Below are 14,087 nucleotides of genomic sequence, written 5' to 3'. Positions count from 1 at the left end.
ACCGGTCCTTTCTACCGTTCTCGCATCGGCTCCACCGGCGAGCCGCACCGAGAGAACAGGGAAACACCATGAACGCCATGTCGATTCGCCGCACCGCCGCCGTCGCCGCCACCGCCGCCGCGGTCCTGGTCCTGACCGGCTGCTCGGACAATTCCGGCAGCTCCCCGGCCACCGCCAGTTCGGCCCCCACCGCGCCCGGCACCACCGCACCGTCCGGCAAGTCCGCCGCCACGGTCGACGGCAAGGCCCTCGACGCCGCCTTCGAGACCACCTGCGCCAAACAGGGCGACACGCTGGCGCTGGCGCTGACCGACACCGCCAACTCCACCTACGGACAGCTCAGCGTGAGCGCCACCGTCACCGGCGACTCCACGGTGCAGGCCGTGGGTATCGCGGGCAGCAAGGGCGGCGACAACGGGCTGCCCTACGCCGTCGGCTTCGGCAACGGCATGCCCGGCGGTTCGGCGACGGTCGTCAAGAACGGCTCCACCTACACGGTGACCGGTGAGGGTGTCGGCACCCCGGATATGTCCAATCCCCTTGCCGGGGCCAAGAACTCGAAGTTCGAGATCACCTTCGTCTGCTCCACCGTCGTCGGCGCGTAATTCCGCTCCCCCGCTCATGCCGCGCCGGGCATGAGCGGGATTCGTTCCCCCACTCCAGATTTCGAGGTCATCATGAAAACCCGCATCCGCACCGCCGCGCTCGCCTTCCTCGGCCTGTCACTCGCCTACTACCTGTGGGCCAGCCTCACCTCCACATCGTTGCTGCCCTGGGTCGGCGGTCACATGGCGCTGCCCATGATCGCGATCACCCTGGTGCCCATGGCTTTCGCCTTCACCGGAGACAGCATCCTGTCCGCGCTCACCGGCACCAACAGCAGCGAGTTCCGCGACGGGCTGATGGGCCTGGGCACCGTGCGGTCCGTCGGCCACACCGGGGTGACATTGAACGACCAACCCCAGGTCCGCATCGACTTCCAGGTCGAGGGCGCGGACGGGCAGATCTTCCCGGCGTACGCGAAGATGATCGTCCCGCTGACCGAACTGTCGCTGCTGCGTCCCGGCGTGGTGCTGCCCGTCCGCTATCTGCCCGACCGCACCGACCGCGTGGAGGTGGACCTCTCCGGCGACGCGTCGGCGGCCCAGGAGGCCATGAACGCCGCCATGATTCGCAAGGGCGTCACCACTCCCGCCAAGCTCGATATCGCGCGCCGCGGCATCGCCGCCCAGGCCGTGGTCCGCGCGCTCGCCGTGCCGGGCGAGATCCGCGATGGGCACTCGCGGCTGGACCTGACGCTCGTGGTCACCCGGCCGGATGGCACCAGCTTCGAAACACGGACCGAGAAGTTCCTGCCGCCCGCCAGCGTGGCGCAGGTCCAGGTGGGGCGGATCGTGCAGGTGCACTATCTGCCGGAGAACGAACGGGAGGTGGTGATCTCGCTACCGGTCAATACCTGACCGGTTCGGGCTGAAATGCCCGAATGCCCCACGGTGGGTCGTCAGCGGAGAACGATGGGGGTGGTCAGCGTAATCGCATGTGATGGAGGAGTGAGGGATGGAGCTTACGCAGGCGCCGCCGAACGGTACTCCCAGCTGGGTCGACCTGGGCATTCCGGATCTCGAACGCGCGATGGAGTTCTACGGCGCGGTGTTCGGGTGGGAGTTCGAGGAGGGTCCGGCCGAGACCGGGCGGTACACGATGTGTCTGGTGCGGGGTAAGCCGGTCGCGGCGATGATGCCGAATCCGGACCCCGACGCCAGCGAGTTCTGGTGGAGCGTCTACTTCGCCACCGACGACTGCGACGGAACCGCCAAGCGCATCACCGATGCGGGCGGGCAGGTTCCCATGGAGCCGATGGATGTCATGGACAAGGGGCGGATGGCGATCGCCTTCGACACCACGGGCGGGCAGTTCGGGCTGTGGCAGGGGCGGGCGCACATCGGCGCGGAGATCGTGAACGAGCCGGGGTCGATCGTGTGGAACGAATTGTTCACCGCGCGACCGGAACCGGCACGCGACTTCTATGTCGCGGTCTTCGACCACACGCCGGAACCACTGCCGGAATTCGACTTCACGGTGCTGCATCGGCCCGACGAGCGGCCCATCGGCGGGATTCAGGCCGAGCCGTCCGCGCCGAAATCCAGGTGGGTGACCTACTTCGAGATCGAGGATGTCGATGCCGCGCTGCGGCGGGCCACCGAGGCGGGCGGCGGCGTGAGCCTGGCCGCCGAGGACACCCCGTTCGGCCGGATCGCCGGAATTCGCGACCCGTTCGGGGCGGAGTTCCGGATCATGAAGTCGGCGCAGCCCTGATACGGCCCTGATGACGGAGCGGCCGACGCCACGCTGGCGTCGGCCGCTTCGCTGTCGGTGCGGTCAGGCGCAGAGGCCGCCGGTGTTCATGGCGGTCACGGTGGTGTAGCTGGCGGCGGGCCGGAGTTCGGCCGGACCGTCGAAGTAGACGGCGCTGATGACGTGCTGGCCGTCGATATCGGGGGTCCACGGAATGCTGGCCGTGCCATTGGTGACCGGCACGGTGCCGACGATATTGCCGGGCATACCGGGCAGTCGGCTGGTGAAGTCCACGAAGCCGGTGGAGACCGGGCTGCCGTCGGGCATCTTCACCGTCGCGGTGGCGGTGTGCGTGCAGTTGACCGCCGCCAGCCGGGCCGCGCCGAGCGCCGAGCCGGTCAGTGAGACCGCCATGGTCGGCGCGGTCGCCGCGAGCGCGTGCGGTGCGGACACCATCGGCATGGTCAGCGCCGCCGCCGCGAGCGCGGTGCCTGCGATACCGCGCGAAATTCCCAATCCGCTCATCGTTCCCTTTCGCTGTTACCCCGGGTCGAACGTGGCCAGATCCTCGAATCGCCAGGCAGGGTATCCGACGCGGGACCGGTTATAGCGCAAGCGAATCGGCGCGTGCGCGAAAGGCTGCCATACCGACATCGTGTCGGTGGGCGACGCTAGCCTGGGCAGGTGGACGAACTCGATGGTGTGGAGGTCAGGACCTTCGCCAGCGGCGCGGAATTCGAGAGCTGGCTGGCCGCGCATCACACCCGCGGCGAGGGCGTCTGGGTCCAGGTCGCCAAGAAGAAATCCGGCATCCCCTCGGTCACCGACGACGAGCTGGTCGACATCGGCCTGTGCTACGGCTGGATCTCCGGCCAGCGCAAAACCCTCGACGACCGCTACTACCTCCAGAAATACGTCCCCCGCCGCCCCAAAAGCCTCTGGTCCCAAGTGAACGTCGACAAGGTCGCCGCCCTCCTGGCCGAAGGAAGAATGCGCGAACCCGGCCTGGCCGAAATCCGCAAAGCCCAAGCCGACGGCCGCTGGTCCGCCGCCTACGACTCCCAGAAAACCGCCACCCTCCCCCCAGACCTGGCCGCCGCCCTCGCCACCAACCCCACCGCCAACGAGGCCTACAACGCCCTCGACAAAACCACCCGCTACCTCCTACTCCTCCCCCTCCTCCAAGCCCGCACCCCCGAAGCCAGAAAAACCCGCCTGGACAAAGCCCTCCGCACCCTGACAGACCGCAACACGCCCTGACCCGCCGCAAACGCCGCAATGTCGACCCACACGCGCACGGAGCACGCCCCGCCATCCCACGGCGGTCTAGGGGACCGCTACCTGCCCACTATCCCCTCTCGTGCCCCGCTGCCGGAGGCAGCGGGGCACGAGTGTCCGAGAGGCGGGAAGGGTCTGGTTGGATGGCTCGGTGAGTATCCCGTTTCGGTTGATCAAGCCTCGGCGCCTCGATGAGGTCATGCCTGTGTGGGCGGAGCAGTTTCCGCGGTTCGACATGGTCTTCGGGTATTCGGATTTGGGGCACGCGTTTGTGATGAGCACGCGGAGTGGGGAGTACGCGGTGCTCGATCCTTACAGTGCGGGGACCAAGAGTTATGGGGTCTTCGGGGACGTGGACGGGTTCGTCGAGCGGGTGCTGTTCGATCCGGACTTCATTACGTATGTGCTGCAACCCCACCATGTTTCGGCCATTCGGCGGCGGCTGGGGGCGTTGGCGGAGGACGAGGTGTACATCGCGACGCCGTATCCGTTCCTGGGCGGGTCCGAGGAGCCGGAGGCGTACGACAAGGGCGGGGTGTGGGTGTTCTTCGATCTGGTGGGGCAGGCGCACGGGTTCGAGTGACCTCGCGCGCCACTCCGACCGGGTGTTTGCCACCCGTTCGCCCCCATGGTTCCATGAGCCGCGACACCTGATGACGAGGTCGGCACGGACACAGCCGAATTTGCCACGCAGAACCCACTGCTGGCGAAAGGAGCTGTGCCCCAATGCCTTCGCATGTCCTGCGCCGGGGCCTCGGGCGACTCGGCCTACGCTGCGCGGCACTGGTCGCCGCGAGCCTGATCGCGGCGGGATCGGCCCACGCGGAGACCGTCGAGGACGGCAGCGCCGCACCCTCGGGCGCGAACGACTGGTCCTGTCGGCCGACCACCGCCCGCCCCGTCCTGCTCGTGCACGGCACCTGGGGCAACCAGAGCTCCTGGGACGTACTCGCCCCACAGCTGAAAGCCCAAGGCCTCTGCGTCTTCTCGCTCAATTACGGTTACGCCCCGCACAGCGTCCGAGGCGTCGATCCCGGCGTCTACGGCACCGCCGACATTCGCTCCTCGGCCAAGGAACTCGCCCACTTCGTCGACCGCGTGCGCACCGCCACCGGCGCGGCCAAGGTCGATATCGTCGCGCACTCCCAGGGCGGCCCGCTGGTGCGCCAGTACCTGCGCTTCGAGGGCGGCGCGCACCGCGACAATCCCGCCCGCAACACCGTCGAACGTCTCATCACCATCGCCGCCACCCATCACGGCACCACCGCGGAGGGCCTGGGCGAACTGCTGCCGACCGGCAGCGCGACGGGCACCATCGACGGCCTCATCTCGATGGCACTCGGAACCGCGGCGGCACAGCAGCTTTCGAAGAGCGACTTCCTGCGCACCCTCAATGCCGCCGGGGACACCGAACCCGGCATCCACTACACGGCCATAGCCAGCCGCGTCGACCGCGTGGTCACGCCGCCCGAGGCCACCTTCCTGCGCGCGGGCCGCGGCGCGACGGTCGAGAACCTGTGGGTGCAGGACCTGTGTCCCACCGACACCTTCCACCACGGCATCCTCCCGGAATCACCGGCCGTCGCGTACTACGTCCACCGGGCCTTGAACCTCGAGTACCCCGAGTCCCCCTGCCCTTAGGGCCGCAGGAAGGTGGCGGCGATATTCCAGAAGGTGTTCGGGTCCACGCTGTCGAAATCCCAGGATTCGGTGAGGTAGTGGGTGGTGGTGACAATGCTGGGAATATCGAAGTCGTGCCTGGTCGCGGTGCCCTTCGCCTCGACGGCGGTGATGACGTAGTCGGTGGCGGTTTCGGCGGTGTGGGTCATGTCGAGAGCTCCAATCGAGAACCGGGGCGGGCGACCATTCCAGCGTTTCCGTCCAGTCTCATTAACCGAGTGGATGCCGGGGAGATCAGAAGACGCCAACTCGGTCGCGCACGCGCCAAATCCGGGTCAGGACCCGTCGCGCCAACGCTGCACGGAGCGGCGCAGACTCGCGGGATCGGAGTAGCCGAGCAGCTTGGCCTGTTGAGCCCGCGGCAGTTCGGCGGCGCCCGCCAATCGGCGACGCCGCGCCGCGTCGAGTTCGCGCCGCCACCCGGTGCCCGATTCGGCCAGTCGACGTTGCAGTGAACGCGGTGAGGTGTGCAGCCGCTGCGCCACCGCGTCGAGGGTGACGGGTCCCTCCGCGAGTGCGCGGTCCAGAGCGGCGGCGACTCGGTCGACCCAGCTCGTGGCGAATTCCGCCGGGGGCGGCAGCGCGGCGGCGTAATCGAGCAGTACGGTCGCCAAGGCCGGATCGGCCGTCGTCAGGGGCAGGTCGAGATCCGTGACGCGCAGGGTCACGGTGTCGGCCTCGGCGTCGAATTCGAGTTCGCCCGTGCCGAATACGTCGACGAAATCAGCGCGGAGACGGGGCGGGCGCTGACGAAACGCCACCCGCACCGGATCGATCCGGCGGCCGGTGGCCGTGCGCGCGCGATCGACCAGCAGAGCGAACGCGGCATGGACGACCAACTCCCTGCCGCGTCCGTCCTCACCGGAACTCAGTAGTTCGTAGGTGACGGTTCGACCGCCGCGCCGAGCCTCTCGGAATCCATAACTCGTTGTGAGACAACCGCTGTGCCGCGAACAGGTATCCAGTCCCGCCCCCAGGGTGGGCGCGGACAGGAACAGGTATTCGATCAGACCGAGTTCACCGACGACGCTGTCACCCGCACTGCGCAGCGCGATACCGGGGTCGCGGGCCCGCTCCAACAACTCCCACAACCGGGTGCAGTGCCGTCGCGAAACCCGTTTGTCCTCACCGCCTTCCGTCCACCCCGGCACCCCGGCGGCGCGCGCCAACGCCTCCGCGTCGACCCCGGCCCGCGCCGCCCGCTCCAGCACGAATCGCGCCATGAGAATGCTGTCGGACCACTCCGAACGCGCACTCACCCGCTGATGTCCGGGGCTCTCTCGGATTCCGCCGCCAGCTGCTCGATATGCCGCTTGCGCGCCCGCTCCACCTCGAGCCGCCACGTGGTGCCCGATTCGGCCAAGCGCCGCTGCAAGGTTCGCGGGCTGGCGAACAGGCGGCGCGCCACGGCATCGAGCGCGGGTTCACCATCGCGCAGCATGCGCTCCAGCACCGCCGCGACCCGATCCGGCCATTCGGTGGCGCGCGGGGGAGGCGGCGGCATACTCGCGGCATGGCGGCGCAGGACGGCCGCGAGCATGGGGTCGGCGGTGACCTGGGGCAGCTCGAAATCGGCGATCCGGTAGGTCATGCTGTTCACCGGCGCGCCGAAATCCAGTCGGGCGGAACCGAAGTGGGCACGGAATGCCTCGGTGCGGCGTGGCGCGCGCTGCTGGAATGTCATGCGCACCGGGTGAATCGGCTGCCCGGTCACCTGACGGATCCGCGAGACCAGAATCCCCAGCGAGGACTGCACGCTCAGATCCCGCCCGTGCCCTTCGGCATTGACCATGTACAGATCGAAGGTCGCCTCGGTCTCGGTCTGCTCCCCGGGGTCCATGCGGAAATTGGTGCTCACCGCACCGACGTAGGGCCCCACCACACCGAGACCCTCCCCGAGGGTATCGGCGGTCGAGATCAAGTAGTCGAAGAGTCCGAGGTCGCCCACCTTGTACTCGCCGACCGCCCGCAGCGTCGTATCCGGTTCTCCCACCGCGTGTTCCAGCAATTCCCAGAGGCGCGGGTAGTAGTGGCTGGGCACCCTCGCCGTGTTATCGGCCAGCAGCCAACCCGGCATACCGGCCTCGCGGGCCAGCCGTGCCGGATCGATTCCCGCCGCTGCCGCGCGAGACAGGATGAACCTGGGCATCAGAACGGTATCGGAGGTGTGCATAGGGCTATGGTGCGGCGAGATCCCGGGCGAATTCCCAGAATTCGCCGAACCCGACGCGGAAACCCCGCGCGCCGACTCAGTTTCGGCGCGCGGTGAAGAACGCCAACGGTCGACGGTGGTGCGGGCGCGGGCGGGTGGCCCAGCGCGGATTGTCCTCGTCGCGGCGGTAGGCGGCGACCTGACCCGCCACCGCGAAGCGCAGCCGCGCGGCCTCGCCGATGACCTCGCCGTCGGCGGCGACCGCCTCGGGGGCGTCGAGGTCCACCACCAGTTCGTGCACCTGGCGCTCGTTGTAGACCTTGCTGCTGCCGATGGCGGCCAACAGCAGCGCCAGCGCGGCGCGGGTCCGGGAGAAGCGCAGGTCGGCGCGGACCCAGCGGACATCGAGCAGTCCGCTGTCGAGGTGGGCGCGGAAGGCGGGCACCGCGCCGTGCGGGTGGTAGGGCCCATTACCGATGAAGACGAACCAGACATCGTGCCAGCGGTCGTCGAGGCGAATGCGAATCGGTTGCGCGCGGCGCAGCATGATCATGAGCGCGGCGGCGAAGGCGGGCCACTTGCCCCAGCGCTCCTGCCACTGCTCGCGCAGCCGCACCAGGTCCGGATACGCGCCGAGGCTGGCGGTATTGACGAGATAGTGTGTGCGGGAACCGTTTTCGGTCTCCAGCTCGACGCTCGCGATATCGACGGCCACGGCCTCGCCCGCCCCGGTGGCGTCGACCACCTCGAGGATGTCGTAGACGCCGAGGTCGCGGGCGAAGTGGTTGAGCGTGCCGGTGGGTATCACGACCAGCGGCAGCTGGTGGCGCAGCGCGACCGCGGCCGCCGCCGCGATGGTGCCGTCACCACCCGCCGCGCCCACCGCGAGCGCGGGCTCGGAGCTCTCGGCCAGGGCCGATTCCAGCTGTTCGATGCCGTCGCGGCCGCGCTCGCTCACCAGGACCGTGGCCGCGGGCAGGGCGGCGGCGATATCGGCGGTCGGATCGTAGTTCGGATCACCGGAGATCGGATTCACCAGGACCACAAGGCCTTTGCCTTCGACCAGGGCGGGAACCTCGCGGACCGCGCGGGCACGGGCCTCGTCGGATTCTCGGATCGGCCACCAGCGGCGGGTGGCCAGCGCCACAGCCGAACCGACTGCCGCGCCGACGAATACGTCCGAAGGCCAGTGCACGCCGGTGTGAACCCGCGAATAGGCGACGGTGGCGGCCAGCGGGGCGATGGCCAGCGCGGTGCGCGGGCTCTCCAGGGCGACGGCGGTGGCGAAGGCGGCCGCGGCGGCGCTGTGGCCGGAGGGGAAGGAGGACGAGGTCGGCGCTTTCAGCAGGCGGCGGTCCACCGGCTGGAGTTCGGCGGCGGGCCTGCGGCGCGCGATCACCGATTTGAGCACCACGTTCACCGCCAGGGTCGCTCCTGCCACGGAGACCGATCCGCGCAGCGCGGCCCGCCGTGTCGCGCCCTTGTTGACGGCCAGCACCCCGGCCACCAGGCTCCACAGCACGCCGCCATCGGCCGCGCGCGTCAACGTCAACAGGCCGCGATCGACGGCCGACTCCGGAATCCGCGCGACGGCCCCGCTCATCGCCCGATCGACCCGGCCGACCCGGTGAAACGTCCGCCCCAACCACTCACTCACCCTGTCGAACATACCGACGACCGGGGCGGGCGGATACTCGGCCGTCGGAACGGCTTTCGTCGGGGCTGCCGTGGGCGGGGCGCGCCGTTTACCCCTCGGACTCGCGGGTAGCCGCCCGAATGACGCCGAAGATTTCGGCGGACGGGCCGCCCCGGGACAGCCGGTCGCGGCACGTGGGAATGAGGAAGCGAGGTTGCCATGAGCACAGTTACCGCTTCGACCGAGGTCAAGGTGCCGATCCGCACCGCCTACAACCAGTGGACGCAGTTCGAGTCCTTCCCTCGGTTCATGGAGGGCGTGGAGCAGGTCGCGCAGGTCGACGACACGCATACGCATTGGAAGGTGCATATCGGACCGGTGGAGCGTGAGTTCGACGCCACCATCACCGAGCAGCATCCGGACGAGCGGGTGGCGTGGCGCTCCGACAGCGGGCCCGAGCACGCGGGTGTGGTGACCTTCCACCGCATCGACGACACCACCACGCGGGTGATCACCCAGATGGATATCGACCCCGAGGGCTTCGTCGAGAATGTCGGCGACAAGCTCGGTGTGCTCGATCGCCGAGTGAAGGGAGATCTGAAGCGATTCAAGGAGTTCATCGAGGAGCAGGGATATGCCGAGGGCGCGTGGCGTGGGGATGTGCCGCGACCGGGCATTTGATGGTGGGAGACCGCCATCCGGGGGCGACGCTACACTGCGTGCGGTGATTTTCACGCAGCCGTAGCGGCTGTTGGGCGGCACGGTGGTGCCGCCCACCACGGGGAGGGAATTTCGGCGGATGGCCAGTGCGCGCATACCCACATCGACGTTCGCACAGGCAGATTCATCCGGTTCAGGCCGAATCAGGCTGGCTGCTCTCGTCTGCGGAGTGCTGGGCTTGCTGCTGGCAGTGCTCACCCCGCTACTGCCGGTGCAGCAGGATCGCGCGGCGCTGGATTGGCCGCAGGCGCAATCGGTTCAGGTGACCGCGCCGCTGGTGGACTACGTACCGTTCACGCTGGACGTGAGTGTGTCGTGTACGGCCTTGCGGGACTTGAAGAGCGGGGTCGTGGTCTCGACGGTGCCCGGGCAGGCGCCGGGGGGCACCGCCAAAGGGCTGGTGGCGCGCGTCGATGACAAAGGGGATGCCGGGCCGAGCCTGTCGGTGACAGTGCGGAACATCCCGCTGATCAGTGCCCCGATCTCCGAGATCGTCGGTGCGGCAGTGGGTTCCGAGCAGCCGTCGGAAAATGGGGATGGTGCGCAGCCTGGGCCGGGCACGGCTCGACCGGGTGAGGGTTCACAGCCCAGTGAGGGACCTCGGCCAGGAGCTGGCCCGCCCGGCGGCGCTCCGCCCTCGGGTGCCCCTGCCCCCGGCGGAACCCCGCCGCCCGGAGGCCCTTTGCCCGGCGGGCCCCCGCCGCCGGGTGTGGCTCTACCCGGCGGGCCTCCGCCGTCAGGCGTGGCGTCGCCCGGAGGACCGCCACCAACCAATGTGGCGTTGCCCGGCTCCCCACCCTCGGGTGCGGAGTTGCCCGGGAGCCAGCCGCCGTCAGGAGCGCCCTCGCCCGGTGGTGTCCGTCCATCGCCGGGCGCTTTCTCCCCCGGCGCTCCCCCGCCCTCGGGTGCCCCCTCGCTCGGCCCTTCGCCGTCGGGTGCGCCCTCGCCAGGTGCCGCCCCTCCTGCGGGCACCTCTGTGCCGCCGAGCGGTACCGCGCAACCTGGCACCGATCCCGACCAGGGCACCGCGGCCCGGAACGGGTTGGCTCCCAAGGCCGATCCGCAGTCCGGAACTGGCTGCGCCGCGCTCGTCGTGCACTCCGATGCGAACGGCACCACGGCCGAACTCACCGGCCTGACCCGCTCGGACGGCAGTGCGTACCGGACCACCGTCGGCAAGGATGTCCGGCCGCAGATCGTCGGGGTGTACACCGATCTGGATCGCGCGCAGTTGGGTGCGGCGCGGTTGCATGCCGAGGTGGATTCGCGGTTCTCGTCGAGTCCGAGTGCGCTGAAGCTCGCCGCCATGGTGGGGGCTGTCTTGTGCACGCTGGTCGCGCTGCTGTGTCTGCATCGCCTCGACACGTTCGACGGGCGGCGGGCGCGGCGGTTCCTGCCCGCGCTGTGGTGGCGGGTTCGGCTGACCGACGCGGTGGTGGGGGCGATCCTGTTGCTGTGGCACGTGATCGGGGCCAATACCTCCGATGACGGCTACATCCTCACCATGGCTCGGGCCTCCAAGCAGGCGGGGTATACCGCCAACTACTACCGGTGGTTCGGGGTGGCGGAGGCGCCGTTCGGGTGGCCGTACGAGGTGTTGGCGCTGATGACCCGGGTCAGTGACGCCAGTCTGTGGATGCGGCTGCCGTCGCTGCTCGCGGGGGTGTTGTGCTGGTGGGTGCTCAGCCGAGAGGTGCTGCCGCGCTTGGGTTCTCGGGTGGCGGCCATGGCGACCGCGCGATGGACCGCCGGTTTGGTGTTCCTCGCCATCTGGCTGCCCTACAACAATGGGCTTCGGCCCGAACCCTTCATCGCTCTGGGCGCACTGCTGACGTGGTGCTCGATCGAACGTGCCATCGCTACTCGACGCCTGCTTCCGGCGGCCGTCGCGGTGTTGATCGCGGCCTTCTCGCTCGCTGCGGGTCCGAGCGGATTGATCTGTCTGGCAGCACTTTTCGTGGGCTCGCGACAGGTCGTGCAGACGCTCGTCTCGCGCGCTCGCGCTGGCCGAGCGGCCCTTTCCGGTCGACAGACTGCCCCGCGTAACCCAGGCGGGTCGCTGCTGAACTTCGGCGCTCTCGTGGCACCGATCCTCGCCGCCGGTGCGCTGGTCCTGGTGGTCGTCTTCGCCGATCAGACCTTCGCGTCGGTGGTGGAGGCGACACGCGTGCGCAAGCTCATCGGCCCCGATCTGGCGTGGTTCGAGGAGACCACGCGGTGGGAATCGCTGCTGTCGTTGACACCTGACGGATCCCTGGCGCGACGGTTCGGCGTGCTGGGCATGCTGCTGTGCCTTGGTGTGTGCGTCTTGGTGGCACTGCGCAGGGGTGGGCGGATTCCGGATACGGCGCGCGGACCGGTGGCGCGGGTGCTCGGCATTGTGTTCATGTCGCTGCTGTTGATGATGTTCACGCCCACCAAATGGACGCATCACTTCGGTGTGTACGCCGGGCTGGCGGGCGCGCTCGGCGCGGTGACCGCGGTCGCGGTCGGCAAGGGAATTCGCGCTCGACACCACAGGTCCCTGGTGGCTGCGGCCGTGATGTTCCTGCTGGCGTTCTCGTTCACCGGGTCCAATGGGTGGTGGTACGTCTCCGGGTACGGCATGCGGTGGCCGGACCGCTCACCGGAGCTTTCGGGGGTGGGAATCTCCACGATGCTGCTCGGGCTGGCGGCGCTGTGCCTGCTGGTGGCCGCGTGGCAGTACTTCCGCGAGCCGTATCGAACCCGCCGAAATGCTTCGGACACCGGGTTTTTCGACCACTTCGCCCTGCGTCCCCTCACAGTGGCCGCAGCGGCCCTGGTGGCGTTCCAGGTGGTGTCGCTGGCGGCAGCGGCCTACGCGCAGTACCCCGCGTACTCGGTCGCGCTGTCGAACCTGCGCACGCTGGCCGGGCAGCCCTGCGCGATGGCGGATGACGTTCTGGTGGAGACGAATACGGCGGACTCGCTGTTGCAGCCCTACACCGGCTCGGCCGCCGACGGACTGGCCGCCGAGAACACCGGATTCACCGCCGACGGAGTGGGGTCGCTCGCGCCGGATGGCGGGCCGGGTGGCGGCGGTGGCGGCAAAGGTTCGGGTGGGGGCGGTGGCCCCAGCGCCGGTGACACACCCAACGGTGGCGACAATGCTCCTGGTGGCGACGAAATCCCAAGTGGCGGAGACTCACCCAAGGATGAGAAGGCCCCCGGTGGCAACAACGCGCCCAACGGCGGCAATACCTCGGGCGGCAGCGGCGCACCGAACGGCGGCAATGCGCCGGGCGGTGGCGATGCGCCGGGCAGTGGCGGAGTACCGAGCGGTGGCGATACTCCCGGCGGTACAGAGGGCGGCGACAAGCCGTCCGGCCCAACACCGGGCGGTGCGGGCGACAAAGCGGATGCGAAGCCCGGGATCAATGGCAGCACAGTGGCCTTGCCATTCGGGCTGGACCCGACGCGGACACCCGTACTGGGCAGCTATGCGAAGGGGGCGCGCGAGCCCGCACGCTTGACGACGCAGTGGTACAGAATGGATCTCGCTGCCGCGCAACAGGATCCCGCGTACCGTGTGCTCATCCTCACGGCGGCCGGGCGCATCGCCTCGACTGATGACAGTGGCCGGGCGGTCGAGGGCCAACAGTTGCGGGTGGAGTTCGCGCGGCGTGCCGACGATGGGACCGTCACACCCCTGGGCGATCTGGTCCCCCCGAATGTCGGCGGCGCGCCGACCTGGCGCAATCTGCCGATCGCATTGGATCGAATCCCCGAGGGAACCAACGCGATTCGCTTGGTCGCCGAGGCCGACACTCCCAGCGAGAAGCAGTGGTTGGCCGTCACCCCACCGCGTCTCCCCCGCCTGGAAACGTTGAACACGGTCGTCGGCAACACCGCTCCCGTATTGACGGATTTCCATGTGGGCCTGGCATTCCCGTGCCAACGCCCCTTCGACCACAAGGACGGCGTAGCCGAACTCCCCAGCTGGCGCATCACGGCCGACAAGCTCAACGGCCAGGTCGCCCAGACCTGGCAGGGCGACACCGGCGGCGGCCCGATCGGCTGGAGCGGCCTCCTGGTGCGCTCACAGACCGTCCCCACCTACCTGGACAACGATTGGACCCGCGACTGGGGCGAGCTGCAACGCCTCACCCCGCACGTGGATGCGCCACACGCCACCGTGGGCGTCAGCGTCGAAACACGGTGGGGCTGGGAAGGAGACGAGCCGATCATGGCCGGGTGAGCCGGGCTGAGCCGCACGGCCGGATGAGTCGGGCTGACCCGCATAGCCGGACACGCCCGACTGAAACGCACGGCCGGATGAGTCCGGTTGGCCCGCACGGCCGGACG

13 protein-coding genes and 1 pseudogene are annotated in these 14,087 nt (G+C 69.1%); 9 read left to right on the top strand and 5 right to left on the bottom strand.

All coding sequences use genetic code 11. The features are described from left to right. The first annotated feature begins 68 nt into the window (after positions 1 to 68). The 3 genes from ACIBH2_RS19360 to ACIBH2_RS19350 all read left to right on the top strand — a co-directional run bounded on the left by ACIBH2_RS19360 (position 69) and on the right by ACIBH2_RS19350 (position 2,316). Positions 69 to 605, top strand: a complete 537-nt coding sequence (locus ACIBH2_RS19360; protein ID WP_397119199.1) for a lipoprotein LpqH — start codon at positions 69 to 71, stop codon at positions 603 to 605. 72 nt (positions 606 to 677) lie between these two features. After that, positions 678 to 1,460, top strand: a complete 783-nt coding sequence (locus tag ACIBH2_RS19355; RefSeq protein WP_397119197.1) for a hypothetical protein — start codon at positions 678 to 680, stop codon at positions 1,458 to 1,460. A 97-nt stretch (positions 1,461 to 1,557) separates the two neighbouring features. Beyond that, a complete protein-coding gene (locus ACIBH2_RS19350) occupies positions 1,558 to 2,316 on the top strand; it encodes a VOC family protein (protein ID WP_397119195.1) in 759 nt (252 codons plus the stop codon). Between the two features lie 63 nt (positions 2,317 to 2,379). Here ACIBH2_RS19350 and ACIBH2_RS19345 read toward each other — a convergent pair whose 3' ends face one another. Continuing rightward, a complete protein-coding gene (locus ACIBH2_RS19345) occupies positions 2,380 to 2,820 on the bottom strand; it encodes an Ig-like domain repeat protein (RefSeq protein ID WP_397119193.1) in 441 nt (146 codons plus the stop codon). A 159-nt stretch (positions 2,821 to 2,979) separates the two neighbouring features. Between ACIBH2_RS19345 and ACIBH2_RS19340 the strand changes: the two genes are divergently transcribed. The 3 genes from ACIBH2_RS19340 to ACIBH2_RS19330 all read left to right on the top strand — a co-directional run bounded on the left by ACIBH2_RS19340 (position 2,980) and on the right by ACIBH2_RS19330 (position 5,214). Then, positions 2,980 to 3,555, top strand: a complete 576-nt coding sequence (locus ACIBH2_RS19340) for a YdeI family protein (RefSeq protein ID WP_397119191.1) — start codon at positions 2,980 to 2,982, stop codon at positions 3,553 to 3,555. A gap of 292 nt (positions 3,556 to 3,847) precedes the next feature. Beyond that, the gene (locus ACIBH2_RS19335) at positions 3,848 to 4,156 is read left to right on the top strand and encodes a T6SS immunity protein Tdi1 domain-containing protein (RefSeq protein WP_397119189.1); all 309 of its coding nucleotides are present in this window, start codon (positions 3,848 to 3,850) and stop codon (positions 4,154 to 4,156) included. Between the two features lie 143 nt (positions 4,157 to 4,299). Then, on the top strand, positions 4,300 to 5,214 hold the full coding sequence (locus tag ACIBH2_RS19330) for an esterase/lipase family protein (protein ID WP_397119187.1): 915 nt from the start codon (positions 4,300 to 4,302) through the stop codon (positions 5,212 to 5,214). On the opposite strand, the gene ACIBH2_RS19325 is transcribed toward ACIBH2_RS19330, so the two are convergent. The 4 genes from ACIBH2_RS19325 to ACIBH2_RS19310 form a co-directional block, all read right to left on the bottom strand. After that, on the bottom strand, positions 5,211 to 5,402 hold the full coding sequence (locus tag ACIBH2_RS19325; RefSeq protein WP_397119185.1) for a hypothetical protein: 192 nt from the start codon (positions 5,400 to 5,402) through the stop codon (positions 5,211 to 5,213). The two genes, ACIBH2_RS19330 and ACIBH2_RS19325, sit on opposite strands and share 4 nt — an antisense overlap. Positions 5,403 to 5,528: 126 nt before the next feature. Further along, positions 5,529 to 6,512 carry an AraC family transcriptional regulator ligand-binding domain-containing protein gene (locus tag ACIBH2_RS19320; RefSeq protein WP_397119183.1) on the bottom strand — a complete coding sequence of 328 codons (984 nt, stop codon included), beginning with the start codon at positions 6,510 to 6,512 and terminating at the stop codon, positions 5,529 to 5,531. Then, positions 6,509 to 7,426 carry an AraC family transcriptional regulator ligand-binding domain-containing protein gene (locus tag ACIBH2_RS19315; protein ID WP_397119181.1) on the bottom strand — a complete coding sequence of 306 codons (918 nt, stop codon included), beginning with the start codon at positions 7,424 to 7,426 and terminating at the stop codon, positions 6,509 to 6,511. The genes ACIBH2_RS19320 and ACIBH2_RS19315 overlap by 4 nt, the downstream gene beginning before the upstream one ends. 76 nt (positions 7,427 to 7,502) lie before the next feature. Then, a complete protein-coding gene (locus tag ACIBH2_RS19310) occupies positions 7,503 to 9,062 on the bottom strand; it encodes a bifunctional phosphatase PAP2/diacylglycerol kinase family protein (protein WP_397119179.1) in 1,560 nt (519 codons plus the stop codon). A 198-nt stretch (positions 9,063 to 9,260) separates the two neighbouring features. On the opposite strand from ACIBH2_RS19310, the gene ACIBH2_RS19305 reads away from it, so the two are divergent. The 3 genes and pseudogenes from ACIBH2_RS19305 to ACIBH2_RS19295 all read left to right on the top strand — a co-directional run bounded on the left by ACIBH2_RS19305 (position 9,261) and on the right by ACIBH2_RS19295 (position 13,980). Continuing rightward, positions 9,261 to 9,722 carry an SRPBCC family protein gene (locus ACIBH2_RS19305; protein ID WP_397119177.1) on the top strand — a complete coding sequence of 154 codons (462 nt, stop codon included), beginning with the start codon at positions 9,261 to 9,263 and terminating at the stop codon, positions 9,720 to 9,722. A gap of 118 nt (positions 9,723 to 9,840) precedes the next feature. Further along, a pseudogene (locus tag ACIBH2_RS19300) lies at positions 9,841 to 10,248 on the top strand (arabinosyltransferase); the annotation flags it as partial. 489 nt (positions 10,249 to 10,737) lie between these two features. Next, the gene (locus ACIBH2_RS19295; protein ID WP_397120887.1) at positions 10,738 to 13,980 is read left to right on the top strand and encodes an arabinosyltransferase domain-containing protein; all 3,243 of its coding nucleotides are present in this window, start codon (positions 10,738 to 10,740) and stop codon (positions 13,978 to 13,980) included. Positions 13,981 to 14,087 lie beyond the last annotated feature (107 nt).

This window comes from Nocardia sp. NPDC050406 (assembly GCF_044459025.1).
Taxonomy (GTDB): Bacteria; Actinomycetota; Actinomycetes; order Mycobacteriales; family Mycobacteriaceae; genus Nocardia.
This window is presented reverse-complemented; position numbering and strand designations above follow the sequence as displayed.